Raw genomic sequence first — 25,748 nt, 5'->3', positions numbered from 1 at the left:
ATATTGAGTTGGGTGAGCGTACCACACAATTTGCCCTTTTCTTAATTATCCTTTAATTATAAGTAACTGAGTCGCATATAATTAATCAAATCATCAAGCAAGAGAGGAAAGTTATGTTACTACGACTAAGCAAACAAATAAAAGGATACATTTATGTGGGATTGGTAGCCATTATGTTATCCGGTTGCAGTTCCTGTAAAACACAACCTGATTATAATGACAAGTCAAGTCCTAATATAGAGTGGACTATTGCCTTTCATTCAAATTCAAATCCAATTCACAAAACAGGGGATGCCAGTGCAACCGTAGATTATGGCAAGCCTTTTTCAGTACTTGCATTTATTAAGGATTCGGGCGGAGTAAAAAAGATAAAAACTGTCAGCCCTATCACTAGTTTTAGTTGTGAGTCAGATACTGTAGTAACCCGACATGGGCCAACTATGGGTATTGAAAGAGAAAGTGATTTAGGATTAGATGATGATGGTGAGGCATGGTCTAAATATGTTGAGACCTACAATTTTGAGAACAAAAATTATTGTGATAATGGTATGACCTTTTCGGGAGGTTTTATAAAACTTACCTATGGAGGTACCAATTATAATAACAAATCAGCTGAGGCTACGCTCGAGATTAGCATTCAAAATTAGTGAATATATTGAGAAAGTGTACATAGCGCCCGATTCTCTACTTTTGATTGGGGGGGAGCTCAATACTATTGACAGCTTTGAAACATGAAGTATAAAAGAAGGAAATAAGCATGCTGAGTGAGCACTGTTTGCCTGAGGTTTTCCTTTTTGAAGGATTTACTGTTTCTAATAGTTACCAAATAGTCTAAAAGCACAACCAAAAGACAGTGATCATTATAAGTATAATGGTAATGTTATTTATAACTTCATGTTAACTTGTAATTTCTCGATCGCCTATATCTCTAAAATGGTATACTGCAAATGGAACCATGATTATGGTAACTCCGCAAATCGGTTCAATTCCGATCCAGCCAAAAAATAAAAAAAGGTGTTAGCTATATTTTCTTTCCAAGTTTCTATTACTATCGACTTGCCGGCTCTATTAGCTCTTCAGAATTATTCTTTACGCTATTTACAGCTTTACTTACTTGGTAATAATCGATTCCATCATCGGGAAAAGGAGTAAGCAAGTCTTTCAGGGCCTTGGTGTTATGGTTATTAGGATTCAGCCATTCCGTCCACTCCTCCTTTAGGAGCATAGCCGGCATACGTTCGTGCAGAGCCTTCATTTTTTTATTTGCGTCGGTTGTGATAATACTATAGGTCGGTATGTTCTCTCCTTCGGGAGATTCCCACACGTTGTAGATGCCCGCAAATGCAAACATCGGTTCATGGGTCGGGTGAATATAGTAGGGCGTTTTGTTGCCTTTTTCGCCCTTCCATTCGTAGAATCCGCTGGCTGGAATCAGGCACCGGTATTTTTCGAATGAACGCTTGTAAGATTTCTTGGTGTCGACTGATTCCGCCCGGGCGTTGATCATGCTGTAGCTCATTTTCTTTTCCTTTGCCCAGAACGGCAACAGTCCCCAGCGGAAATGCTGGATGGTACGTTGGCCCTCTCGGTTCTGCCCCACCACCGGCATGCTATGAGTCGGGGCTACGTTATAGTTTGGCCCGTACTGCTCTCCCTCTTCCATGGTCGCATCAAACCACGTTTCAATTTCTGCATCGCTTTCAATAAGCGTATATCGTCCGCACATACATCCCTCCCTGTTATTGTTGGTCGTATTTCGATTGGATGGTAGAACCCTATGATACAAAATTTCAGTGAGGGTTGGTGTCGATGGCGATACTTACAATGACAAGTAGAATATATTTCAAGTTTTATGAGTGTCTATGTGTATTTATGGGAAGGTGCAAAAATCGGTTTTGAAATTCAATTTCAAGATTTTTTAAAATGCAATGTAATGGTAAAATATGTTACTTAAGTCCACAGTCAGTTTTTTGTTATAAAGCGTCAGCTATGGCTGATTGCATCATCAAAAATACACATCGTAAACGGGCTCCTCATAAGCCGTATAAAATCTGAATTGGGCAATCGCTAGCAGCAACTTGATATGAATCATGCGATAAAACCTCTATTTATTAGTTGGTTGGAGCACAACCAATAATACGATCGTTATTATCATACCTTAATTTACAGCAACGCTTGTTGAATTCATCAATGATTTCTTTTCTGGCTTTTTGAACTCGTGATTTAAATGTGCTGTATGGTATTTCTAGGTATTGAGCCATTTCTTTTTGAGTTATTGATTTTTTAAATACATGAGATAAGATCTTTTGGTCACTACCTTCATACTCGTTAATAAGTTGATGCAAGCATTCTGCAATATCATTGACATTAGAATCCGTATTTTCCACATCCATAGTTAAGGCAGCTAAATTGTCATCAGATATTGAAGTTTCTTTCATCTTTCGCCTGTAATCAATAAGCAGGTTTCGCGCTATGCGATAGATCCACCCTTTGGGGTTATCAATATCATCCAGCTGCTTCCTGTGATCCACAATCTTAGTAAAGGTGTCTTGCATTAGGTCACAGGAAAGTGCTCGATCACCCGTTCTTTTTTTAAAGTAGTTGCATATCGGATCGGAATATTGCATCCATAGTTGCTCAGTCATCTTCTTAGGGTTGTATTAAAATGAATATTTATATTATCGTAATTTTGCGATTAAATCAAATTGGTGCTATACATTCATTATTATGAGTGTTAAAATATCATGTTAAAGAAGTATCCGGATATAACCATGCCTATGCCGATTGTTGTAAAGAATGCAATGAGTAGTTTCTTTTTCATCACTTTCTTTAACAGTAGTGCTTCTGGCAGGGATAACCCAATAGCTCCCATCATAAAGGCAATTGCTGTTCCCATAGGTACTCCTTTACCAATTAAGGATTCAATAACGGGCAGAACACTCACTGCATCAAGATAGAGTGGGATAGCCATAATGACTGACAAGGGGACAGCAAATAGGCTGTTTTCGGGCATGTAGTGCTGGAAAAATGACCGGGGAACATATCCATGAATTAAAGAACCGGCAACCATGCCAACGAAAATATATGGTACTAATTTAATAATGGTAGTTGAGGCCTCCTGGTGAATATCTGTAAGGCGCTCTCGAAAGGTCCTGGATTCTTGTTGAACTGTTGTTTCCTTATAGTTTAGGTCCTTAATCCAATCGGCTACATGTTTTTCATATCCCAGTTTTTCTAGGGTTATTCCTCCAATTACGCCGAGAATAATTCCCGAAGCCACATATATAAATGTAACTTTCCAACCATAAGTTGCCCAAAATACTGCAATGGCCACTTCGTTTACTAAGGGAGAAGTAATCAAAAATGATAACGAGATGCCCAAGGGGACTCTGCCCTGCATCATGCTCACAAATAAGGGGACCGAAGAACAGGAGCAGAAGGGGCTTACAACACCCAGGGAGGATGCGAGAATATTTCCTGTGCCTAATTGTTTATTCTTTTCTAAATAGGCACCAATTCGTTCATATGATAAGTAATCAGTGATGAGATTCATTATGTAGATGGCAATGACCAGGAGTACAAAAATTTTAGAAAAATTGGCAATGAAGAAGTGTAGCGCTTCAGCATACCATAGCTCCCGGGATATATTTATCGCATCATAAACTAAATAGTCCGCCAGTGAGATAAACTGATCAAAAAACGTTTCCATAACCTGTAAGCTTATATGTTAGAATGTTTTTTAAGGATGAGTTCTAAATCCTGTACGGTGTTGAAATCTGCATAGTCATACACCTCTCCATTTACCACAAGAGAGGGAAAATTTATTGCTCCATATTTCATGGTTTCCTGTAAGTCAGAAAGGATTTCGAGATCAAAATTGGTACCTGTGTTAGTCGAGGCAGCCTCTAGTTGATCTGTGATAATAGAGTCAGTTGTTTTACAGCAAGATGATTTTAGAATTTTTATATCAATGCACATAACAGTAGAAGTGTTTTGTTGTTTATTATTTATTAAAGTATTTGACCATTGAAGCAGCTGATTCTGGGCAAAGAGAAGAAAACTCTTTGCTCTTTTTTACATTTTGAGGGATGCGATTCCGGTTTATATTCCTATAATCATTCTTTTTGAAAAAGTTTTGGGCAGTAGTGGTAAGCAAGTAAATTCGTTTTATATCTTGTTCGTGGCCATAGTTTTCTATTTGGTTTACCAATAGTTTTCCATAACCCTGCTCTCGCATTTCTTTCTTTATAGCCAATGATCGAAGTAGCCCGTAAGGTTCGAAAATCTCTAGGCCTACACTTCCATGAATCTTATTTCCAGACTTAAGCAAAAAGAAATGATCCATATGATGTTTAGTAAGATCACTACTCGGTAGCTGGCATTTTCTAAGTAGTTGCTTAACATTTTCCAAGTCTTTTTTCTGGGCTTTAGTAATATCTAGTTTATTGGGTAACATAATTGACTAGGTTTTATAGTTTAGATTACATTTTGTAGTAGGGGACATTTTCTATATCTGTCTGGGCATATTCCAAAAAGGTTTCTCCTGAATCATTTTGTACTAAAAGCAGGAGCCCGGCTATATGGGCGAGACTTTCAAAGAAATCTAGAAAGGTATGTGAGAATAACGGCATAGTGCCTATTGTTATACCAATTAGTAGAATTGCTGCTGTATTCACCTTATAGCCAAGAAAAAGGAATAGTCCCGCTAAGAAGGCTAGTCCCCCGATTCCTAATAGGAGATTCGTTTCCAAAGGTGCAGAGAGAACATCAGTTCGATAAAAATATTTCAGTAGCCATATTCCATAACCGGTTTGAAACCCTCCTATCAAAAATCGTGCAGCAGTATTTATTGTCGCTTTCATATCGGTATAGTCTGTTTCGGTTGACACTTTAAAAACGAACGAGAAAATGAAAAGACGAGATTTTAAAAAATCTTTATCTGCAACTACTATCTGAAAATCTATTTGTCTTTTTATTTCGTCTATAGTAATTACGTCGAATTAAAAACCGATACTATGAAACAGAGGAAAACAACCGAGTAGGAGATTTCTAATTCTGAAAGGCAAAGAATTACACCCATTGAAAATCCATGTAGAATAAAGTTCAAATAGGTCTGTTGGTTTACTAAGAAAGATAAGAAGTAACCCCATTCATCTGAGGTTTTCATAAAAAATTATACCGATGATGAAGTAGGAGCTAATTTTACTGCAGTGGCTGATGAATTTGTTAATAAGCTAATAAAGAGGGGGCAACAATTATCGAATAATATTCTCAGGATCTATGCCAAACATTGAATCCTTGTTGCTTGCCAGTTTACTACTTGTAATTTCAGCCATATTTTTTGGGTACCTTGATTAAAAATTAGCAACATTCATTTCTTGGCCTTCTGTTTCCTTAGAATTAGGACTCACCCGGGGGCTGGCCACCAATTCGGAAGATTTTTCATTGGCTTTGCGTGTCCCTTCACCGGAGGCTTCAAAGTTAAACGTATTTTCAGCTTTGGTCTCAATATCATCGGCTTGGGCAAAGGCGTCTTGGTTTGTTCCCCCATAAATAGACTCCCGGGAATGCTTTGCTAGGTCCTGTAACACTTGGCCACTCGCTTTAGGTCTTTTTCTGTCACCTTATCTGTAGCCTCCAGATCTAAGTTGAATATCTATTTTAATCCCATAGCATTGAAGAATTCTGTTTGTCCCTATGTTGTCCCTGTGGTAATTACCTTTGATTATCTAATTTGTAATAATGCTAAAGCTAACTAAGAACTACTGGATTGTTCTTCTGAACTGAATAGGAAATAGCCTATTAAATAGCTGATTGATTAAGTATTTAAGTCGTTTCGTCTTTTTTTAATCTCATTCGTCTTTTAAATAAAGACGAATATAGATGAAGATCATGAATGAGAAGAAAACTACAGTAGGTAGGTTTTGTATTGCATTTACATGCATTTGTTTAGGAATTATGGAATGTATTTCCCCAGCCAGCATTAATATATCTTTAAACCAAACTTTAGGACCCATTATTCCAGATTCATTTGCTGTTGTTGCATTAACTGAAATAGCAGCAGGATTCTTATTGTTGGTCAAGCATAAATATAATTATGCATTATCAATTCTTATTGGGGATAGAGTTCTTGTCTTACTTTTTTTAGCTAGTCCTCCATCGGCAATACTTTTAAATATATCCCTTATTGGTGGGTTGCTTCTTTTGGTAAATAGAGCAGGAAAGTCATTGTTAGAGATAATGCGACCTGATATTCAAAACCTTCCAAACTATAAGACTACATTTTAAATAGATTATTAAGCGTTTTATTTGACTTCAAATCGTTATCAATTAAAAAAGCAAAAGTTGATTATTATAATCCTGAACTTATATTGAAAATATGAACTGCCCAATCAAGATACTTTTGTTTAGAATATTAAGCATTATTTAATAATAGAGAATAACGAGTAAATAGTAGGACCTATTGGGATAGAGTCACTCTTTACCCATAGCCTTTTGAATTTGTTAGTTGTATCAATAGAATATCATCAGAGAGTGTTCGTGAAAAGACTATTTTAAAAGCTTAAAATTTATGCAGCAGAGGCAAATATCAAAGAATTGTATTTGCTGATAACAAACCGGCAAAACTTTTTTATAAGGGAATAGATCGTCATCAAGTACATGTTTTATTACAAAGTAGTAATGAGTTTTCAATTATTTGTCTTTTAAATGTTACGGTAATGCATAAAAAGCCAATTGATAAGTAAAATGTGCTAAAACAATATTTTGCTTCATCGTAAATTTACGATATAATAAATATTTCATTCTAATAAACCACACGGTAATGACTGAGGAACTATACAAAAAGTACTCTGAAGAAGTTCGTTACTACCTGTTGGATCAGGTGGGAAAAAGGGAAGTGGCCAAAGACCTGACACAGGACACATTCAATAAAGTTTTAAGTAATAAAGAAAAGTTAAAAAATGTAGACAATCATGAGGCTTGGGTCTTCAGAATAGCTCAAAATACGCTTATTGATTATACTCGAAAGAAAAAAGAAGATTCGCTTATTGATTCAGAAATTATCGATTCTACTGATTTCCACGAGCAGGTTTCTGATATAGAATTAATTTCGGACTGTTTGTATGAGCTAATTGAAGAATACAGTCAAGAGCAACAAGATATTTTGCTTGATGTTTTTACAAAATCCCTTACTCAAAAAGAGGCAGCTAATTACCTCGACTTGCCTTACAGTACCTTCAAATCGAGGGTGCAGAAGGCACGTAGTGTTATTTTAGCTGAGTTTCGAAAGCGTTGCTGCCAGCTAAAATACAATCAGCATGGAGAGATCATTGGTTGTGAATCAGCTAAGTAGTATGTTCATTATTAGTTATTATCTTTTTTTACAAGCCAAATTCCCAGCGGTGCAATAATTCCAAGTAATCCAATTACACCAAGTGTTAAAATTGGGTCACCGGTCAATGCCCATAATCCAGCCATTGCTGTAGGAGTTACGGCCTTTGCTATTTTAGAAAATAGAGCAAGCCATCCATTTGTGCGAGCATAGACTGAAAAGTCCATTTGTTCCGCCACGATTGTTCCTTTAATAATTGTCATAATACCCTTAGAGGTTCCGAAAAATATTGCGAATAAAAGTAAAGCAATGAGACTTTTGGGGAAAATGGCAGCAAACGCAATACCTAAAGGTGCAAGCAAAGTAACGATCGTTCCCACTTTAAGAGCATGTAGATTTTTATCAAACCACATCATTATGAATCTGCCTACAACTTGCATTGGTCCAATCATTGAAAAGCTGAAAATGATGATACTTTGGTCAGTTCCAACTTCAGACAGCAAGGGTATAAGTAAAAAGGTGATTCCTGTAGTTATGCTATTCAGAATAACAAACCAAAGATTGAGGCCCCAAAATGTTTGGACTTTGAAATCGTCCTCTTTGAACAACTGAAAATCAAGCAATTTTTTGTTTGGTGTCCTTTGCTTTTTATAAGAGTCTTTACTAGGCAATTTTAAAAAATGAATGGGTACTGCTATAAATAAGTTACAGGCTGCCATGCTTATCAGAGAATAGTGCCAACCAATAGTATTGATAGCAAATTCTATTGCTGGTATAAAAATGGTGCTGGCAAAACCACCAGCAAGTGTCAACCAAGTGATTACTTTTTTGTACGACTCTGGAAACCTCATTGTCAAAACATAAAAAGCAGGCTTATAGAGAGCTGACGCCATAGCCACCCCCATCAGTATCCAAGCTCCATAAAGCATAAAAAGGGAGGAGCTTTGAGCCCATACTAGTAATGAAATTGCACCAAGTAAAGACCCAAAGCTCATTACTTTCCTGCCTCCAAAACTGTCAAGAGCAGTACCTATAAATGGAGCTGAAGCAGCCCAAGTAATAAATCCTAACGTCAATGCAGTATTGATCTCAGATTTAGTCCATCCGTAGGTAGTATGTAATGGATCCACAAAAAGAGAGAAAGCATAATATAAGGTTCCCCAGCCAATTAGCTGGGTAATTGACAGGTATATTACGAGCCGAATTTGTTTTTTATTTGTTGTCTTAAGTAGTGATTTAATTTTACTTATCATCTTCTTAACAAGAGCAGTCGTTTTCTTGTTGAGTTTCTTGTTTATTGGTTCCACAACATCCAGTATTTGTGCTATTCTCAGAGTTGCCGTTTTTTTCGGTATCCAGGATAAAATCAGTTGAACAGACACCGGTATCCGGCAGATTTAACTCAATGGAATTGGCTGCTTCGTAGTCACCTGTCAAATAAGCTGCAATAGACCGTACTTGTTCGTAACCAGTTGCCAGCAAAAAGTTAGGCGCCCGTCCATAACTTTTGATACCAGTTATAAAAAAGTTTTCATCTGGATGTTTGAGCTCATTTATCCCGTGAGGATGAACAGTACCACAACTATGGATATTAGGATCAATTAGAGGAGCAAGATCTCCCACTGATTCAATGCCGGGATCGATATTGGTTCGTACCTCACGGATCATATTAAGATCTGGCCGAAAGCCAGTGGTCCCGACAATGCGATCAGTGGTAAAGTATTTTTGACTGCCATTTTGATCTCCTGTTATCCTAAGATTATGTGGATGATCTTCTATCTCCTCAATCCGTTGAAGGAGAAAAGGAGTATGCAATTTGATCTGATCGTTCTCTATCGCTTTTCGAGCTCGGATACCTAGCTCTCCACGAGCTTCAAGTTGGTCGTCTTCACCGCCCCCAAAAACCTTATCTAAGTTTGTTGATCGCATAATCCAATGTATTTTTGTCTCAGGATGAGATTCTTGCAATTTCAGAAGATCCAGTACGACCTGCATGGCAGAGTGCCCACTTCCTACTACAGTGACCGACTTATTTTGATACTCCTTCTTTAGTCGCTCCTTAACATCTGGGATACCATATGCAATATATCCTTGGTTATGTTTTTCACCAGGTGCTGGAATACCACTGGACCCTATAGGGTTAGGATTAAACCAAGTTCCGGATGCATCAATTACAGACTTCGCTTCAATTATATATTCTTGATCCTTAGCTAGTTTCACCTTGAGTACATATGGATATTTTTCTCGGTCGTAATCTTTTACTTTATCCCAGTTTTTTTTGCTTACGGCTGTTACTTCTGCATTTAGTTTAATTTGGGATTGCATGGTGGGTAATGAAGCCAAGGGTAGCAAATACTCTTCGCGAAGTTCTTTCCCCGTTGGCAGTTGATCTTCGGGGGGCATCTCCCATCCTTCTTTTTGGAGTAGTCTTTTTGATGCTTTATCGACATTAAATTCCCATGGAGAAAAAAGTTGAACATGTTGCCATTGTTTAATGGAGTATCCAATTTCATTGCCTGCCTCAAATATAATAGGTTGCTTTCCTCGTTCGATCAGGTGAGCTGCTGCCGCCAGCCCAACTGGGCCAGCACCAATAATTGCTACAGGAGCTTGTGTATTCATTGTAACTAGTCTGTTTTTAGGATTGATTTCTACTTTAAAGACGAATCACTAATTGGAAAAGACGAAATGACTCGTGAGAAATAATAGAAAGGCTATGTCGTCTTCTTAATATTTCATTCGTCTTTAATATGAACGGTAATAAAAAATAATTCGCATGGATATTTCACCTGTAGCAGATTTAGTGAATAAGTCAAAGGAGTTGTCTGATGAAAGTGATAGTCTCCGAAGGGCTCTTGATGAGCTTACCATGTTAAACGATCTGTCACTTTCAATCAGCGGTACTATTGATACCAATAAAATTATGGATTCCATTATAGATAGAGCTATCTGTTTTATTGGTGCCGAGCAAGGGAATATTGTGCTTATTCGAGAAAAGGATGAAGGAAATACTGAAATGTTGGTAAAGAGTACCTGCAGTTCAAAAGAGCTTTCGACTATCGGTCCACAAGAGAATATTTTGGGATGGATCGAGTCAAACCAAAAACCCTTACGGGTAAATGATCCACAGGTAAATACAAAGTATATTGACAAAAAAAATAAAAGAGGTCTCAAATCTATTTTATCAGTTCCATTAATGGTGCGTTCTCAACTGATTGGTGTCTTAAGTATTTATAACAAGAAAAATTCTGGAAGCTTTACAAAACAAGATGAACAGCTGCTTTCGATCATTGGATCCCAATCGGCTCAGGTGTTAGAAAATGCTCGTCTCAATGAAAAGGAGCAGAGGCTAAATGAAATTGAAAAAGAAGTTGAGGTAGCAAATAAAATTCAGGGGCAACTACTACCCGACGAAGCTCCCTTACTAAAACAATACAACTTATTAGGTAAAAACATAACGGCTAAGACTGTTGGTGGAGATTATTATGATTTTATCAAACTGGATGACCATAGATGGGTGATTTGTTTGGGAGATGTAAGTGGAAAAGGACTGCCCGCATCTTTGTTGATGTCTAACTTACAGGCTCTTATTCGTGGTGAACTGCCTTGTCACTCCGAAATAGAAGTACTGCTAGAAAATGTTAACAATAAACTCTTTCAAAATACTAGTAACGATAAGTTTGCTACCCTATTTGTAGGGATCCTTAACCTTCGATCCCATTCCTTCACATACTCAAATGCAGGTCATGAATATCCATTTTTAATCCACACAGATAAAAGTTTTGATCGACTTATGAAAGGAGGGGTTCCGTTGGGGGTTATGGAGAATCAAAAATTTGAAAGTGAAACAATTAAATTTATACCAGGAGATAAGCTAGTCATTTATTCTGATGGATTAATCGACAGTCGTGATAAAAGAAATGAGGAGTATGGTGAAAAACGGTTACAACGATTGCTATTAAAAGCTGTTAGGAATTCATCTTCAGAATTAATTGACAATATTTTCAATGACAGCACCAAACATAGTCAGCAGTCAAACCTGTTTGATGACATGACTGCTGTAGTCCTATCCAGAACCGAGTAATTAATAACTAGTATCTATATTGATACTGGATTAATATTGTTTGTACTATACAGATAACCTAGAAATATAAAAACGGAGCATCTTAGATTGTTTCTGAGAAATAACACACAAAAATTCGTCTTACAACTATATGTGTCAGTAAGTAACAAGAGTATAGTAAGTTTTTTATTAAATAACTTTATTTGGCTTCAAATCAAGTTATTTCGTGTTATTTGAAGTGTTTTAGATTATCTCGACCAAAAGAATTTTAAAATGATCTTTGCTACTTAAAATGGAGAATAATCAAACCTTTTTAACAAAAATTTTGGCTAAAGATTCAGATCGACAAATCCTTGTGGGAGTATCAAAAATATTTTGGATAGAATCTTCTGGCAATTACGCTATTCTTCATTTGGAAAATACCGAATACATAATCAGATCTTCTTTAAAGAAACTACTGAAAAAGCTTGATCCACAGAATTTTATCAGAGTTCATCGCTCTTCGATTGTTAATATTAACAAAGTTAAAGCAATTGAACCTTGGTTCACAGGAGATGCCCATATTTTTTTATTAAATGGGAAAAAAATTAAAATGAGTCGCAACTACAAACAGGCATTAAATAAGTTTAAGGTCTAAAAAAAGCCAATGTTGAATGAAGAATATTCCGAATAGAAAGATTCTAGATGTAATACCGGGTTTTTTTTATATACTTAATAAAGAAAGAAATTTTATTAGGGTAAATGATAATTTTGTTGAGGAACTTGGTTACACCAGGGAAGAAATTGAGATTATGCATCCTCTTGATTTTCATTTTGAAGAGGACCATGAACGAATTAAGAAGAGAATTCAGTCTGTATTTAAGTCCGGTGGTGTTAAATTCGTAGATAAACTTAAAAGAAAAAACGGATCACATGGATGGTATCAAATAACTAGTACCCGTTTCAAGCAAAATGGGGAATACTATATTATGGGTACAGGGATTGATATTTCTGAACGTATTGAATTTGAGCAAAGGCTAAAATACAAGAATAAGCTCCAATCTAAACTTTTTGAAAATGCACCCGTTGGAATTGTTACAGTTGATTCTAATGGAAACTTGCTAGATTCAAATAATAAATTTGAGAAGATCTTTAAATACAAAAAAGAAGAGGTTATTGGTAAAAATATTGATGATTTAATTTCTACCTGTCATCGAGAAGAGGGGAATAAAGATCTAATCAAACTAAAAGAGGTAGATAAAGAAGGGACATTTGAAGAAGAATCTATTCGGATTTGTAAAGACGGAACTGAAGTTGAAGTGTTAGTAGCAGGTATACCTGTTGTCGTTACAAACCATGAAACTATTTATTACATACTATACTGTGATATTTCTGAAAGAGTTGAATACATGAATAAATTGGAGACTTCCTTAGTAGAAAAAAAAGTACTACTTAAGGAAGTGCATCACAGAGTAAAAAATAATTTAGCGGTAGTTATGAGCCTACTACAGCTAAAAAAATTTAATATCGATGATGATCATATATTAAAGACATTAATTGAGTGTGAAAACCAAATACTGACAATAGCTCAAATACATGAAAAACTATACGCGTCAAACTCTTTAATAAGTGTTCAAATGGAACACTACGTAAATGACTTTACTAAAGTAATTAAGAAGTCTTATGATTTTACACATAAAATTGAAATGAATGTTGATTGTGATAGTTTTGAGCTGGATATCAACCAAGCTATTCCATGTGCACTTATAATTAATGAAGTTTTAAGTAATTCATTTGTCCATGCTTTTAAAAGTAAGTTTAAAGGTAATGTTGATATATCTGTAAAGGAAATTGAAGGAAAGGTATCTATATCTATTAAGGATAATGGGGCTGGAATATCAGCAAAGCAGCTTGAAAAAAAATCCTTAGGATTTGACATAATTCGTCAGCTTATTAAGCAATTAGAAGGTGAGCTAAGTATTAAAAATCAGAATGGGGTACTAGTTGAATTTCTATTTGAGAAACAAAAAATAAAAGGTTCAAGAAGCGCAATTGGGGGTTATAGTACTGTAAGCTAAAAGGTACTGTAACATCAAATCTCTACTGTGGCAATTGCTAATGCCCAATCATTTTTTCTATTTCAAGAGAGGTTTCTCAGATATTAAGTTTTTGGTCAAGCTACCTATAACAAATATTCACTTCTCGTCACATTCTAGTTACTTGCCGACTTAATATTCAATATCATAGAATTACACAATTACTGTGTTAGCCCAGCTTAAGGTATCCAACTTTCTAAGCATAGTGAATAATTCACACCCTAAAATAGGATACTAGCTGGGCTATTTTATTATCAAGTACTTTCAGATAAGCATTTCCCAAAATATCACGACTCATATATTTATGCAACACCTTATCACATTCTGCTTCTCAAGAGAGCTTTGTCTATATAGGTTAGAGCCTATTTCACAATACTTCTAATCAAATGAAGGTGTATTATGACTAAAAAGTTACTTGCTATGGTAGTGTTTACTTTCTGTTTTGTGGCTGCGTCTGTGGCCCAAAATGGTACAGTAACCGGTACGGTTACTGATGCTAATTCTGGAGAAACACTTCCGGGAGTAAATATATTCTTAGTAGAAAATCAAATTGGTGCTTCAACAGATGCCAACGGTGAATATGTTATATCTGATATCCCAAGTGGTACATATACGCTTAGGGCTACTTTTGTAGGATATAAGCGATATGAAGTTGAAATCACTGTAGGAAGTGGGGAAACAGTTACGCGAAATATCCAACTTACTTCTGATGTATTAGGGATGGAAGAAGTTGTGGTGAGCGCCCTTGGATTCGAGGAAGACCGAGATAAGATGGGCGTATCCTCAGCGAATATCTCAGGAGAAGAAGTTGCTGAATCCGGTGAAAATTCGGTTTTGCAAGGACTTTCCGCCAAAGCAGCCGGCGTAGATATTACGCAGAGTTCTGGAGATCCTGGTGCTGGAGCTCGCATCCTTATTCGCGGTGCCAAATCACTTAATACAGACAATCAGCCCCTGTTTGTAATTGATGGTGTGCCGGTTTACAATTCCAACGTGGGATCCGGAGTAGCTGGTGTAACCCAGCAGTCGCGCATGAACGATTTGAATCCTGATGATATCGCGTCAGTAGAAGTCCTAAAAGGACCTTCTGCCGCTGCTATCTGGGGTTCTCGAGCAGCTAATGGTGTTGTTGTTATAGAAACAAAGACCGGTAGCAGTGATCAAAATAAGGTGAACATCTCCTTTGATTCGGAAATGAAAATCAACGAGTTGAATAAAACTGTTGATCTCCAAAACGAATTTGGTCAAGGTATTTACGGTTCCTGGGGCGGTGGTTCAGGATTATTCTCCTACGTTGGTACCAGTTGGGGGGATAAGATCTCATTGCGGCCAGGTGGAAAAGATGTTAGAAGCCGGAGTAATTACGATTATGCTCCCATAACCGAAAAACGATCCAAGCAAACGTGGGATCATTCTGATGAGGTCTTTCGAAATGCGACCAGTTGGGACAACTCAGTTAGCATTAGTGGTGGTAACGAGTCTAGCACGTTTTATTTGAATGCTTCTAACTTGCGGGAGCTGGGTATTGTCAAAAGCAACCACGATTATGATAGAACGTCATTCCGTGCAAACATTGATCATTCTTTCGCTCAAGAATTGACGGCCTCGGTCCATACTAACTACGTAAGTTCAAAATCCAATCGTATTCAAATGGGTTCTAATATATCTGGATTGTTGTTGGGTATGTATCGTACACCGCCAGATTTTAACAATAGACCGTATTTAGTAGATTATGTATCACCGCAAGGTAATGTTTTTGAAGGGCGGCACCGATCCTATCGAAACAGTACAGGAAATCGGCCAGGAGGTGCTCGATATGATAATCCGTACTGGATTATTAATGAGAACCTGAATGAGTCGGAAGTTAATCGATTTATTGGTAGTACTGAGCTTCAATATAATCCGACCTCATGGCTGAGCATCACGGAACGATTTGGTTATGATCGATATACTGATCGACGGTATGAACTATTTCCAACTCAAAACGCCACGGTACCTACAGGTCAGCTTACCGAGCAAAATATAACTGAGGAACAGATCAACAATGACTTGATTGTTCGCGCTTCTCACACCCTAAATAAGGATCTATCGGGCTCGCTTTTGATCGGGTACAACCTTAACCAGCGTAAATTTGATAATGTGGGAGCGACCTCAACTAACTTTGTTCTAGAGGATGCCCCAAAAGACGTGGCAAATGCGCAGGATCGGTTTCCTTTTCAGAACACTTCAACTATTCGAACGTCAGCACTATATTCGGAGTTTAATGTTACAGCTTATAATCAGCTGGATATTAAAATTTCCGGACGCTCCGAAAGTGCATCGACCTATGGTAGTCAAACGGATGAAAATTATTTTTATCCGTCTGCTAACGTGGCTTGGAGATTTACAAACCTTGAGGCCTTTGACAATCAAAACTTGTTAAGCTTCGGTAAAATCCGAGCCTCTTATGGTAAAGCCGGGGTACAGCCTGGTCCATACAATACTAAGACTAATTATTTCGCGCCTAGTTTCGGAAGTGGCTGGGGACCGGCCATGGATGCTCTCTACTATGGTGGAGGTGCTTCTCGAGCTGCCCAAGAGGGTAATCCGATATTGGAACCCGAAATAACTACGGAAGCGGAGCTAGGACTTGACCTGCGATTTTTTGATGGTCGCATTTCGCTTTCCGGTACCTACTACCAGACCAATACCGACCAAGCTATTCTAGGGTTAGATGTGGCTCCATCTTCAGGCTTCTCTGAACGACTGGCCAATGGCGCCAAGATTGAGAATAAAGGTGTTGAATTGACCCTTGACGCTGAATGGCTGCAGTTGAAAGACTTAATTATCACCACATCGGTTAACTTCAATAAAAATGAAAACGAAGTAACCGCTTTGTCAGGTGTCGACAATGTATTTCTAAATGGTTTTTCCTCGACCTCCTCACGAGCTGTTGAGGGCAAACCTGTGGGCGTTCTCTACGGCAGTGCCTGGGAGCGCGATGAGAATGGCAACCGCGTGCTTGATGCGAATGGTTTTCCTGTCGAGGGAGATTCAAAAGTTATTGGTGATCCCAATCCTGACTGGACGGCTGGCATCAGCAATACCATCCAGTGGAAAGGTCTGAAAGTGAGCGCATTGCTGGATATCAAGCAGGGTGGTGATGTGTGGAATGGTACACGAGGGGCCCTCTCCTACTTTGGTCGGCATGGCAGCCAAGATTGGTGGACCACCATTTCAGCTCAGAAAGCCCAGAGCTTACTGAATTTTGAGGGAAGGACTGTAGCCAAAATGAATCAATATTATAATAATTGGACCGGAGCTTCTCCGCAGTCTGGTGCTTATCAACAGAATAGTGATGGCACGTATACATTTCGTGGATATATTAAAGATTTCGGAGATGGGCCTGTTATTGTAGATGAAACCTGGTTTTGGCAAGGTCGAGGATCAGGATTTACGGGGCCGGGCGAACAATTTATCGAAGATGGCAGTTTTATTCGTCTCCGCGAGGTTTCTGTTTCGTACTCCCTTAGCTCGGAAGGATTTCGGGAATTGACTGGTCTGTCTTCGCTTGACTTTGGCGTCAAAGCAAGAAACCTAAAACTATGGACCGATTATTCGGGCATTGATCCCGAAACGAATCTGACCGGTCCAAGTAATGGCCGGGGCTTGGATTATTTTAATAATCCGAATACCCGTTCGTGGATTTTTAGTCTGCGCGTGAATTACTAACAATTTAAAGTGATATTATTATGAGACTATATAAAAGTATAATAATACTTGTATTACTCACAGGATTTATTGGCTGTGAGGCGGTAAACACCTCGTTTACCGATGGATATAACGAAGATCCAAATAATCCAACGGATGCCAAGCCTGAAAAAACATTTATAGCTGGCCAGACAGCAGCTATAGAATTTTTGGAAGGTGAGGCAGCCCAGGTGGCTGCGATGTGGACGCGACAGGCCACAGGATCTGATCGTCAATTTTCCGGATTCCATTCGTATGGGTATACATCCGGAGATAGTGGTGGTGCTTGGTTTTTAGCTTATACGCGTGCATTAACAAACCAGCGAATTACGCAGAGTAAGTTAGAAGGTGAAAGTACTGCTAAAGCTAATTCTCTAACTGCGATTTCAAAAATAAATGAAGCATTGGTTATGGGAACCGTCGCAGCTTTGTGGGGCGATGTACCTTATAGTGAGGCTGCCCAAATTGGTGAGCCCGAGTACAGTCCCAAATATGAAGCTCAGGGCGATGTCTATGGTAGTCTTCAGTCACTGCTTGATAATGCCATCTCTAATCTCAACGCTCCATTACCTTCTGAAGTTGCGGATGCTTATTCTTATAACGGAGATGACGCGCTGTGGACAAAAGCAGCGTATACCCTGAAAGCGCGCTACTACATGCACACCGGTAATTACTCCCAGGCATTGGCGGCCGCATCAAATGGGGTAACCGCCATGGATGGGTCCGAAGACCTAATGATTCCCCACGGGGAAACCTACCAGGGGAATATGAACTACTGGTATTCATTTAAGGTTTTTGACCGGTCTGGGTACTTCACAGCCGGGGATAACTTGGCTTTCCCCCTTATGGAACAGCGTACGGCCAATGACCCCAAAACAGACGAGTCGGGTCGGATGGCGTTTTATTATAACAGCGCTGGCGATGACCTGAATATCAGCGAGGGCGGGGCGTATTATAAATCTGCGTCCTATCCGTTGATCCGGGCGTCGGAAACCCACCTTATAATGGCCGAAGCGTCGGCACGGTCGGCAACTAGCTTGGCTGATCAAGCTGCCGTAGATGCAATTGACCACCTCAACGATGCTCGTGGCTATAATGAGAATGTGTTTGGTGGAACTTACGATGACTACACGGCAGCAGATTTTGCTGACCTCGGTGAACTGATGCAGGAAATTCGAGATGAAACGTATTTGTCTCTGATGCATCAAATTGAGGCCTTTAATTTCACGCGGCGGGTGGATTATGGTGTCACTAATCTGCAGCCGGTATCGGGACAACCGGAATTCCCGGAACGATTCCTCTATCCAGACTCAGAGCTGAATGCTAATGAAAATGTGCCGGAACAAGATGCAAGTGTGTTGTTTAAGGCAACGCCGGTAAATCAATAGGAAAATTAGAACCTATTTATAAAACCGCCTCAGGATTGGGGCGGTTTTATATATTAAGAAAGCTATTTGTTTATGAGATACGGTAACATAAATGTTAAAGTTCTGCTACTTCTTTGGTCAGATTTGAAAAAAAATGGGTGATTAGCTTGCTCATGACTAAGTCGTTTTTAAAGATACCGGAGAGGGAAAAGTAATTGGATACCATAACGATGGTAATAAAAATAAAGATTATATCAGTACCGCTTCTCATGTTCATGTTGGGCATGGAAAAATAGATTCTCCTATCAACCGGTAATTGATTTATATGTCCTAAAAAGATATGAGCATTAATTATTACAGGTTTTAAGCTAGTTACTTGATTTGTACTAATCCTTACCAAGAGAGCCCTAACCCTAGTAAAGGTTTGGATTGATTTCCAGGCCTTTATCTATTTATTCAAAATTCTAAAGTAAAGAGTTGAAGAAAAGAATAACAGTAATAGTAAAAGTGGAAATTAATAACTGAAACGGAGGAGCTTAAAATGGCGCATATTAAAGTTCCTGATAATTTATCGGACGGCCTTCCACAAATAATTGATTCTAAAGGACTAAGGATAATCTCATATACTCAAGAGGAAGAGGTTGAGCAAGTTAATGTTCAGCTAACACAGAACTTGGTTGTTTTTGTTACTAGTGGGTATAAAAAGCTCCTAGGGGAGAGTAAAAATAAAATCATCCGCAAAGGGGAAGGCTTTTTGATTAAAAAGGGTAACTATCTGCTTTCAGAAAAGCTAGAGAACGATGAATTTTACAAGAGTATGCTGTTCTTTTTCTCGGATAAATTTGCTCATCAGTTTACAAGTAGTCTTATCGATTTAAAATCTGGCTCAGAAAATATAAAATCACCTATGAGGACATTTGAAACTAACAATTTGCTTAAGAGCTATTTAGCTGGATTATCAACTTATTTACAAGATTCGGATTTATCTGACATGGAAGGCCTTGCAAAACTTAAACTTCAAGAACTTTTTTTGTTGCTAATAAAAGGGATCGGAGATGAATTTAAATCCTTCTTAAGTAATTTGGGCAAATCACCTGCCAAGGATTTAAGGGAATTCATGAATATGCATTATAAAGAAAACCTCACCCTCAAAGAATATGCTTTTCTATCGGGTCATAGCCTTTCTACTTTTAAACGCTTGTTTAAAAAAGAGTTTAATACAACACCAGGTCGATGGGTTAAGCAAAAACAGTTACAGGAGTCAAAATTTTTACTCCGCAGTAAGAGACTCAATGTTACTCAGGTTTGTTTTGAGGTTGGGTTCAAAAATCTATCGCATTTTGTTCAAGCTTTTAAGCGAAGATATGGAATAACTCCCAAGCAGTTTCAACTTGAACAAAGAAGCACAAAATCTGAATCGTAGACAACAGATTTTGGGGATCAAACTGGTTAGCATTACAGGTAATAAATTGAATGCTAATCAATGATTATGACCATGAAAGTATTCTCAATCTTTTTAATTGGTTTATTCATATCTATTAATCTCCAAGCGCAGTCTTTGACTAAGACCATAAATGGGTTTTCCCATCCTGAAAGTATAGTAGTACAAAACGGGTATCTGTATATTAGTAATATTGGGCAAAAATTACAGCCAACTGCTAAGGATGAAGATGGATTTATCAGTAAAGTGGATCTTTCGAGCTTCAGTATTGAACAGCTTCATTACTTGCCCCAGCTCCATGCTCCTAAAGGATTAGCAATAGTCCAAAACACACTTTATGTGGCCGACATAGACCGGTTATTGGGTTTCGATTTAACAAATCGCAAACAGGTTTTTGAACTATCTTTAGAAGATGCCAAGTATCTGAATGATATTGTGGTAAAAAATAAGCAAACCCTGTTTGTGAGTGCTACTAAAACAGGCAAAATAGCTAGAGTGGATTTGAGAGAAAATTCTTATCAGTATTTGAATATACCAAAAATTAAAGGTGCAAATGGACTGGCGTTATCCGACGATAAAGCAAAACTTTTTTGTGTTGGATTTGGTCAAAATAACAAGCCAAACGGAAGCATTGTGAAAATAGATTTAAGTCAACTTGAGATGGAAAAGGTTTCAAGTTATCAAGGTTACTTAGATGGAATACAATATCAAAATAATGAGTTGTTTTTTTCCGACTGGAAAGACTTTAAAAAGAAAGGCGTACTTAATAAGCTGGACCTAAATTCAGAAAAAGTGACTTTGCTTTCTTTGGAAGAGCTCATGGCTGGCCCAGCTGATTTTAGCATATATAATCGAGGCAATCAGTTTATTGTACCTGCCCTCCTTGAAAACAAGGTATATATCATTGAACAGTAACCTATTTAACTGCGTTATTACTATGATTGCCGACTATTTTGAAGCATATTTTAGGATATGACTCATCAGTAACCCAAAAAACTTGTTCAGGAAATTAAGAATACCCTATTTCCTATTAACGCTAAGGACATTTTTGTCCATCTCGTTTCAGCTAAAAAAGGATGGTTAAAAGAATTCAGAATGGCACCTCGGATCCAATATTAGCGTGTATATTGACAGTTCCTGTCAGGTGGACTTCAATACAAGTTATATCTATTGGTGTAGAGTTAGCTTATAGCTTGATGAATATTATGCTTGGCTTTGTGGTACTTCGCTACTCGCTTTAGATCTTTTATTGTCACCTTATTTCATCGTAGGATATTAAGGTTATCCTCGATGTCGGCCTACAAGAAAATTGAACCTTATCGAGTAGAGAAGGCATGGAGTAAAACAAAAAAAATTATAATTGATGAAGAGGGTACTGAACCAGAACTAGCTTATCATTTTGAAAGTGATACCAAGCTGAGGAATGTAGTTAGGTATATTTATAAATGGTCAACCTTTTTATAAAAGCATGGGCAGTGATAAGTTAACCGGCAAACCAACCGGAAGTATATGCATGTGATATTGATGTAACTGCATACTTAGCATAAGGTTATGCAAATAAATAAACCGGAAAAATAACTGGAAGGTCAGATATTAGTAAACTATATCTAGAAGTATTGGCTCAATGATGAATTATCTAAATAGTCAACTGAATTTGACTTGCCGGTTTTAAAAGCGATAGCTTAATTGATTATGTGGATAAAAACGCATACACTTATAGTTAAATGTATGCAAAGATATCCATATGTATGTTTCAAAGGGAAAAATTGATGAGGCAGTACGCCTATTTAAGAAGCAAGGGGGGATACTGAGAACTTCAGAAGCGGAAGATCTTGGTATTCATAACAGGACCTTGTACAAGATGCTTGAAGAAGGTTATGTAAACAAGCTGGAGCGGGGAGTATACAAACTTGCAGATGCAGATATGCTTTCCAATCCCGATCTGGCCATCGTTGCCAAAAAGGTACCCAAGGCAAGGGTATGTCTGATATCAGCGCTGGACTTTCATGATATGACCACAGAAATTCCGCATGCCGTCCATATTGCGATTCCCAGGACCAACAGGGATCCCAAGCTGGACTATCCCCCAGTTAAAACGTATCGCTTTTCAGGAGAGAGCCTGACTAAAGGAATAGAGAGTCATAAAATCGATGGTGTGGAGGTCCAGGTTTATAGTCCAGCCAAGACGATTGCCGACTGTTTCAAATTCCGGAATAAGATAGGACTCGATATAGCAATGGAGGCACTCGAAGAGGGCATTAAGCGAGACAAAGCCAGCTACAGTGATATCCTGAAATATGCCGAAATTTGTCGTGTTAAAACTGTTATAAAACCATATCTGGAGGCAATAGCTCATGGATAAACCCAGTCAGGGGACTATTGATTCCATTCATCAACGACTGCTCAATAAAGCCCGGGAAACAAACCGTCCATTCAATGAACTGTTGCAGTACTATGCAATGGAGAAGTTTCTCCTCCGGATGAGCAAATTGGCCAATGCAGATGACTATGTGCTAAAAGGTGCTTTGCTGCTTCGTGCTACTGGTATTTCCGATATTAGGCCTACCCGTGATATTGATGTATTAAAATATGGCAATAGTACGATACCAGATCTTGAAGAGAATATTGTTGAATGCTGTAAAATAAATGTCGAAGAGGATGGATTAGTTTTTGATCCGGAAAGCGTGGAGGGGGAGGAAATCCGAGAGCAGGAGGCCTATGATGGAGTAAGAATAAAAGTCCGGGGTAATTTAGGTAATGCCCGTATTACTATTCAGATAGATATAGGATTTGGTGATGTAATAACGCCAGAACCGTTGTGGGTTGAGTATCCAACAATGCTGGATAACAATAAGCCGAAAATTCAGGCTTATACATTAGAAAGTGCTATTGCCGAGAAGTACCAGGCGATGGTAAGTTTTGATCTGGCCAATAGTAGGATGAAAGACTTCTATGATATTTATTTTCTTTCTGAAAACCATTCTTTTGAAGGAAACGAACTTCAAAAAGCAATTAAGGAAACATTTGAGCGAAGAGAAACGGATATTCCTATCAGAATACCGACTGCTCTATCAGGCGATTTCTTCGAAGATGAAGCTAAAGTAAAACAGTGGAATGCATTTCTGAGTAAGATCTCAGATAATCAGGTTCCCAAAGATCATCTAAAGGTGGCAGATAGGCTAAAAGTATTTTTGTGGCCGGTGAGCGAAGCGTTGGCGAATAGTGAACATTTTGACAAATATTGGGAAGCAGGGGCAGACTGGAATTAATGGTTTGAAAAATAAGAAACAACCCTTTATCCAGTTCAATAATATGCTATATGTTTCTTGGTGATCTGAATGAGAGTACATGATAACATATAAGAACTCTTAAACCCCTTTGGTTCTTGCTCTTTCCCTTCCCAGTTCTTAGAATGAGTTTTCTTCCGACGCCGGTTGGTTGATTGTTACATATAGATTAAGAGAATATGCATGAACAGAAGAGCAGGTTCTCTTTTAAAAGAAGTTAGTTTTGTTTAAATGGATCAGTTACAAGAATTAAAAGAGAAGCTGGAAGAATTTAATAAAGAGCGCGATTGGGATCAGTTCCATTCTCCCAAGAATGTAGCAATGGCACTGTCGGTAGAAGCCAGCGAAATTGTCGAGATCTTCCAGTGGATGCAGGGAGAAGAGAGTTTTGAGCTGGATGCAGACGAAAAGGACAAGCTGGAAGAAGAGCTGGGGGATGTATTCCTATATCTGCAATTGTTGGCCTCAAAATATGACATCAATTTACTGGAAGCAGGAAAAAAGAAGTTGGCAAAAAACAGGGAAAAATACCCTGTTGAGAAAGCAAAAGGTTCATCAAAGAAATATACAGATCTTTAATACATGATTGTTTACCAGGCGGATAAAGAGTCTTTTACAGATGATATAGAGTCAGGCGGAGTTCAGGAATCGATATCGTACATGTACGAGTCACGATTGAATAGGCGTGTATCCGATTCCGAAAAGCGCTCGTGGAAAAACTCATTGCAATACATGTATATGGTATTGAATGACGATGATATCCCGGATGACTCGGGGATAAGTATTGAGTTACAGATCCCGCAGACTTCGAAGAGGATTGATTTCATCATCGCGGGACAGGATGAGAATAAAGAAGATCATGCAGTTATTGTGGAGCTTAAGCAATGGGAAACTGCTCAGCGTACGAACATGGACGGGGTGGTAAAAACGTATTTCCAGGGAGGGTTGCATAATACCAGTCATCCTTCTTACCAGGCATGGTCTTATGCCAAGTTGCTTCAGGATTTTAACAAGTCTGTCTATGAGGATGATATACAGTTAAAGCCCTGTGCCTATTTGCATAATTTTACGGGAGAGAATGTCTTAGATCATAATTTCTACAAAGAGTACGTTCATAAAGCTCCTGTTTTTAAACAGCGTGATCACCGAAAGCTTCGTTCTTTCATCAAAAAGCATGTCAAATATGGAGATCATTCTGATATTCTTTACCGCATAGATAACGGGGAGATTCGTCCTTCCAAGATGTTGGCGGATAGCTTGGAGTCGATGCTTGAAGGCAATGAAGAGTTTGTAATGATTGATGAACAGAAGGTTGCCTTTGAATATGTAATGAGTGCCGTTGAAAGTGCAGAGAAAGACCAAAAAAAAGTAATCATCGTAGAAGGAGGGCCAGGGACGGGGAAATCTGTTATTGCAGTTAATCTGCTTGTAAAGTTAATAGGTAAGGGGCATGTCACCAGTTATGTTACGAAGAACTCTGCCCCACGCCAGGTTTACACCTCCTATCTTACCGGCAGTATGAAAAGGTCCAGTGTGGAAAACCTGTTTCGCAGCTCTGGACAATTTATTGATGCTGAACCCAATGATTTCGATGCACTGGTTGTAGATGAAGCCCATCGCCTAAATGAAAAGTCCGGTCTTTACAGCAATCAAGGGGAGAACCAGATAAAAGAAATAATAAATGCCTCTAACGTTTCGGTCTTCTTTATTGATGAAGATCAGCGTATTCATATCAACGATATTGGTAGAAAAGAAGAGATCCGAAAGTGGGCTGATGAATTTGATGCGGAAGTTATTGAGACAAAGCTTTCCTCCCAGTTCCGATGTAATGGTTCGGACGGATACCTCGCTTGGGTCGATCGCACCCTACAAATAAGAGATACGGCTAATACGGATCTGTCTGATATTGATTATGATTTTCAGGTATTCTCTTCTCCTAATAAACTATTCGAGGAAATTAAAGAGAAGAATAAGATCAATGATAAATCCCGGGTTGTAGCAGGTTATTGTTGGCCGTGGAAAAGCAAGAAGGATAACCGAGCAATGGATATCGTGATTCCGGAACATGACTTCAGTAAACAATGGAACCTGAAGGATCATGGCCAGAAGTGGTTGGTACAGGAGGGATCTATGGAACAGATCGGCTGCATACATACCTGCCAGGGACTGGAGTTAGATTACGTTGGAGTAATAATTGGTCCAGACTTCAAGGTTAGAGACGGTAAAGTGATTACTAATTTGGATGAGCGGTATACCTATGATTCCTCAATCCGTGGCCTCAAGAAGATGCGAAAGAAAGATCCGGATAAAGCAGCCGCTGTTGCCGATCGTATTATCAAGAATACGTATCGTACGCTAATGACAAGGGGTATGAAGGGATGCTATATCTTTTGTACGGATAAAGAGACTGAAGAGTATTTCAAGAGTAATTTGATAAAATAATTTTTACAAAA

Annotated in this window: 24 protein-coding genes; 15 read left to right on the top strand and 9 right to left on the bottom strand. The window is 38.3% G+C overall.

Going from position 1 to position 25,748, the window contains the following annotated elements; genetic code table 11:
* Window positions 1-113 precede the first annotated feature (113 nt).
* Window positions 114-647 carry a hypothetical protein gene (locus FCN14_RS14160; protein WP_138431947.1) on the top strand — a complete coding sequence of 178 codons (534 nt, stop codon included), beginning with the start codon at window positions 114-116 and terminating at the stop codon, window positions 645-647.
* A 401-nt stretch (window positions 648-1,048) separates the two neighbouring features.
* On the opposite strand, the gene FCN14_RS14155 is transcribed toward FCN14_RS14160, so the two are convergent.
* From FCN14_RS14155 to FCN14_RS14125, 7 genes are all read right to left on the bottom strand, one after another.
* Window positions 1,049-1,726, bottom strand: coding sequence for an SOS response-associated peptidase (locus tag FCN14_RS14155; RefSeq protein ID WP_138431946.1), 678 nt, complete (start codon window positions 1,724-1,726; stop codon window positions 1,049-1,051).
* A 385-nt stretch (window positions 1,727-2,111) separates the two neighbouring features.
* The gene (locus FCN14_RS14150) at window positions 2,112-2,645 is read right to left on the bottom strand and encodes a sigma-70 family RNA polymerase sigma factor (RefSeq protein WP_138431945.1); all 534 of its coding nucleotides are present in this window, start codon (window positions 2,643-2,645) and stop codon (window positions 2,112-2,114) included.
* Window positions 2,646-2,734: 89 nt separating this feature from the next.
* Window positions 2,735-3,709, bottom strand: coding sequence for a permease (locus FCN14_RS14145; protein WP_138431944.1), 975 nt, complete (start codon window positions 3,707-3,709; stop codon window positions 2,735-2,737).
* An 11-nt stretch (window positions 3,710-3,720) separates the two neighbouring features.
* Window positions 3,721-3,978, bottom strand: a complete 258-nt coding sequence (locus tag FCN14_RS14140; protein ID WP_138431943.1) for a thioredoxin family protein — start codon at window positions 3,976-3,978, stop codon at window positions 3,721-3,723.
* Between the two features lie 25 nt (window positions 3,979-4,003).
* On the bottom strand, window positions 4,004-4,456 hold the full coding sequence (gene arsN2 / locus FCN14_RS14135) for an arsenic resistance N-acetyltransferase ArsN2 (RefSeq protein WP_138431942.1): 453 nt from the start codon (window positions 4,454-4,456) through the stop codon (window positions 4,004-4,006).
* Window positions 4,457-4,481: 25 nt separating this feature from the next.
* Window positions 4,482-4,862: a hypothetical protein gene (locus tag FCN14_RS14130; RefSeq protein ID WP_138431941.1), complete on the bottom strand. Its 381-nt coding sequence runs from the start codon at window positions 4,860-4,862 to the stop codon at window positions 4,482-4,484.
* Between the two features lie 492 nt (window positions 4,863-5,354).
* Window positions 5,355-5,591 carry a hypothetical protein gene (locus FCN14_RS14125; protein ID WP_138431940.1) on the bottom strand — a complete coding sequence of 79 codons (237 nt, stop codon included), beginning with the start codon at window positions 5,589-5,591 and terminating at the stop codon, window positions 5,355-5,357.
* Window positions 5,592-5,892: 301 nt separating this feature from the next.
* Here FCN14_RS14125 and FCN14_RS14120 point away from each other — a divergent pair, with 301 nt between their 5' ends.
* Both FCN14_RS14120 and FCN14_RS14115 read left to right on the top strand, forming a co-directional pair.
* Window positions 5,893-6,288 (top strand): hypothetical protein, encoded by a 396-nt coding sequence (locus FCN14_RS14120; RefSeq protein WP_138431939.1) that lies wholly within the window; start codon window positions 5,893-5,895, stop codon window positions 6,286-6,288.
* 535 nt (window positions 6,289-6,823) lie between these two features.
* Window positions 6,824-7,354, top strand: a complete 531-nt coding sequence (locus tag FCN14_RS14115; protein WP_138431938.1) for a sigma-70 family RNA polymerase sigma factor — start codon at window positions 6,824-6,826, stop codon at window positions 7,352-7,354.
* 11 nt (window positions 7,355-7,365) lie between these two features.
* On the opposite strand, the gene FCN14_RS14110 is transcribed toward FCN14_RS14115, so the two are convergent.
* Both FCN14_RS14110 and FCN14_RS14105 read right to left on the bottom strand, forming a co-directional pair.
* The gene (locus tag FCN14_RS14110; protein WP_138431937.1) at window positions 7,366-8,640 is read right to left on the bottom strand and encodes an MFS transporter; all 1,275 of its coding nucleotides are present in this window, start codon (window positions 8,638-8,640) and stop codon (window positions 7,366-7,368) included.
* Complete coding sequence (locus tag FCN14_RS14105; protein ID WP_138431936.1) at window positions 8,591-9,955, bottom strand: NAD(P)-binding domain-containing protein; 1,365 nt, start codon at window positions 9,953-9,955, stop codon at window positions 8,591-8,593. The genes FCN14_RS14110 and FCN14_RS14105 overlap by 50 nt, the downstream gene beginning before the upstream one ends.
* A 154-nt stretch (window positions 9,956-10,109) precedes the next feature.
* On the opposite strand from FCN14_RS14105, the gene FCN14_RS14100 reads away from it, so the two are divergent.
* The 12 genes from FCN14_RS14100 to FCN14_RS14050 all read left to right on the top strand — a co-directional run bounded on the left by FCN14_RS14100 (window position 10,110) and on the right by FCN14_RS14050 (window position 25,737).
* A complete protein-coding gene (locus FCN14_RS14100; RefSeq protein ID WP_138431935.1) occupies window positions 10,110-11,417 on the top strand; it encodes a GAF domain-containing SpoIIE family protein phosphatase in 1,308 nt (435 codons plus the stop codon).
* A gap of 271 nt (window positions 11,418-11,688) precedes the next feature.
* Complete coding sequence (locus FCN14_RS14095; RefSeq protein WP_138431934.1) at window positions 11,689-12,033, top strand: LytR/AlgR family response regulator transcription factor; 345 nt, start codon at window positions 11,689-11,691, stop codon at window positions 12,031-12,033.
* Between the two features lie 16 nt (window positions 12,034-12,049).
* Window positions 12,050-13,453, top strand: a complete 1,404-nt coding sequence (locus FCN14_RS14090; protein ID WP_138431933.1) for a sensor histidine kinase — start codon at window positions 12,050-12,052, stop codon at window positions 13,451-13,453.
* A 417-nt stretch (window positions 13,454-13,870) separates the two neighbouring features.
* Window positions 13,871-17,182: a SusC/RagA family TonB-linked outer membrane protein gene (locus FCN14_RS14085; protein WP_138431932.1), complete on the top strand. Its 3,312-nt coding sequence runs from the start codon at window positions 13,871-13,873 to the stop codon at window positions 17,180-17,182.
* Window positions 17,183-17,202: 20 nt separating this feature from the next.
* Window positions 17,203-18,588 (top strand): SusD/RagB family nutrient-binding outer membrane lipoprotein, encoded by a 1,386-nt coding sequence (locus tag FCN14_RS14080; protein ID WP_138431931.1) that lies wholly within the window; start codon window positions 17,203-17,205, stop codon window positions 18,586-18,588.
* Between the two features lie 520 nt (window positions 18,589-19,108).
* A complete protein-coding gene (locus FCN14_RS14075) occupies window positions 19,109-19,990 on the top strand; it encodes a helix-turn-helix domain-containing protein (protein ID WP_138431930.1) in 882 nt (293 codons plus the stop codon).
* A gap of 72 nt (window positions 19,991-20,062) precedes the next feature.
* Complete coding sequence (locus FCN14_RS14070; RefSeq protein WP_138431929.1) at window positions 20,063-20,923, top strand: YncE family protein; 861 nt, start codon at window positions 20,063-20,065, stop codon at window positions 20,921-20,923.
* 375 nt (window positions 20,924-21,298) lie between these two features.
* Window positions 21,299-21,472 carry a hypothetical protein gene (locus FCN14_RS15820; RefSeq protein ID WP_171032946.1) on the top strand — a complete coding sequence of 58 codons (174 nt, stop codon included), beginning with the start codon at window positions 21,299-21,301 and terminating at the stop codon, window positions 21,470-21,472.
* 280 nt (window positions 21,473-21,752) lie between these two features.
* Window positions 21,753-22,370 (top strand): type IV toxin-antitoxin system AbiEi family antitoxin domain-containing protein, encoded by a 618-nt coding sequence (locus tag FCN14_RS14065; protein WP_138431928.1) that lies wholly within the window; start codon window positions 21,753-21,755, stop codon window positions 22,368-22,370.
* Window positions 22,363-23,277 (top strand): nucleotidyl transferase AbiEii/AbiGii toxin family protein, encoded by a 915-nt coding sequence (locus FCN14_RS14060; protein ID WP_138431927.1) that lies wholly within the window; start codon window positions 22,363-22,365, stop codon window positions 23,275-23,277. The genes FCN14_RS14065 and FCN14_RS14060 overlap by 8 nt, the downstream gene beginning before the upstream one ends.
* Window positions 23,278-23,526: 249 nt before the next feature.
* A complete protein-coding gene (locus FCN14_RS14055; protein WP_138431926.1) occupies window positions 23,527-23,874 on the top strand; it encodes a nucleotide pyrophosphohydrolase in 348 nt (115 codons plus the stop codon).
* Window positions 23,875-23,877: 3 nt separating this feature from the next.
* Entirely contained in the window at window positions 23,878-25,737 is a 1,860-nt protein-coding gene (locus tag FCN14_RS14050; RefSeq protein WP_138431925.1) for a DUF2075 domain-containing protein, read from the top strand.
* The last annotated feature ends 11 nt before the right edge of the window (window positions 25,738-25,748 follow it).

Origin of the sequence: Fodinibius saliphilus (assembly GCF_005869845.1) — a bacterium.
In the GTDB taxonomy this organism is placed as follows: Bacteria; Bacteroidota; Rhodothermia; order Balneolales; family Balneolaceae; genus Fodinibius; species Fodinibius saliphilus.
This window is presented reverse-complemented; position numbering and strand designations above follow the sequence as displayed.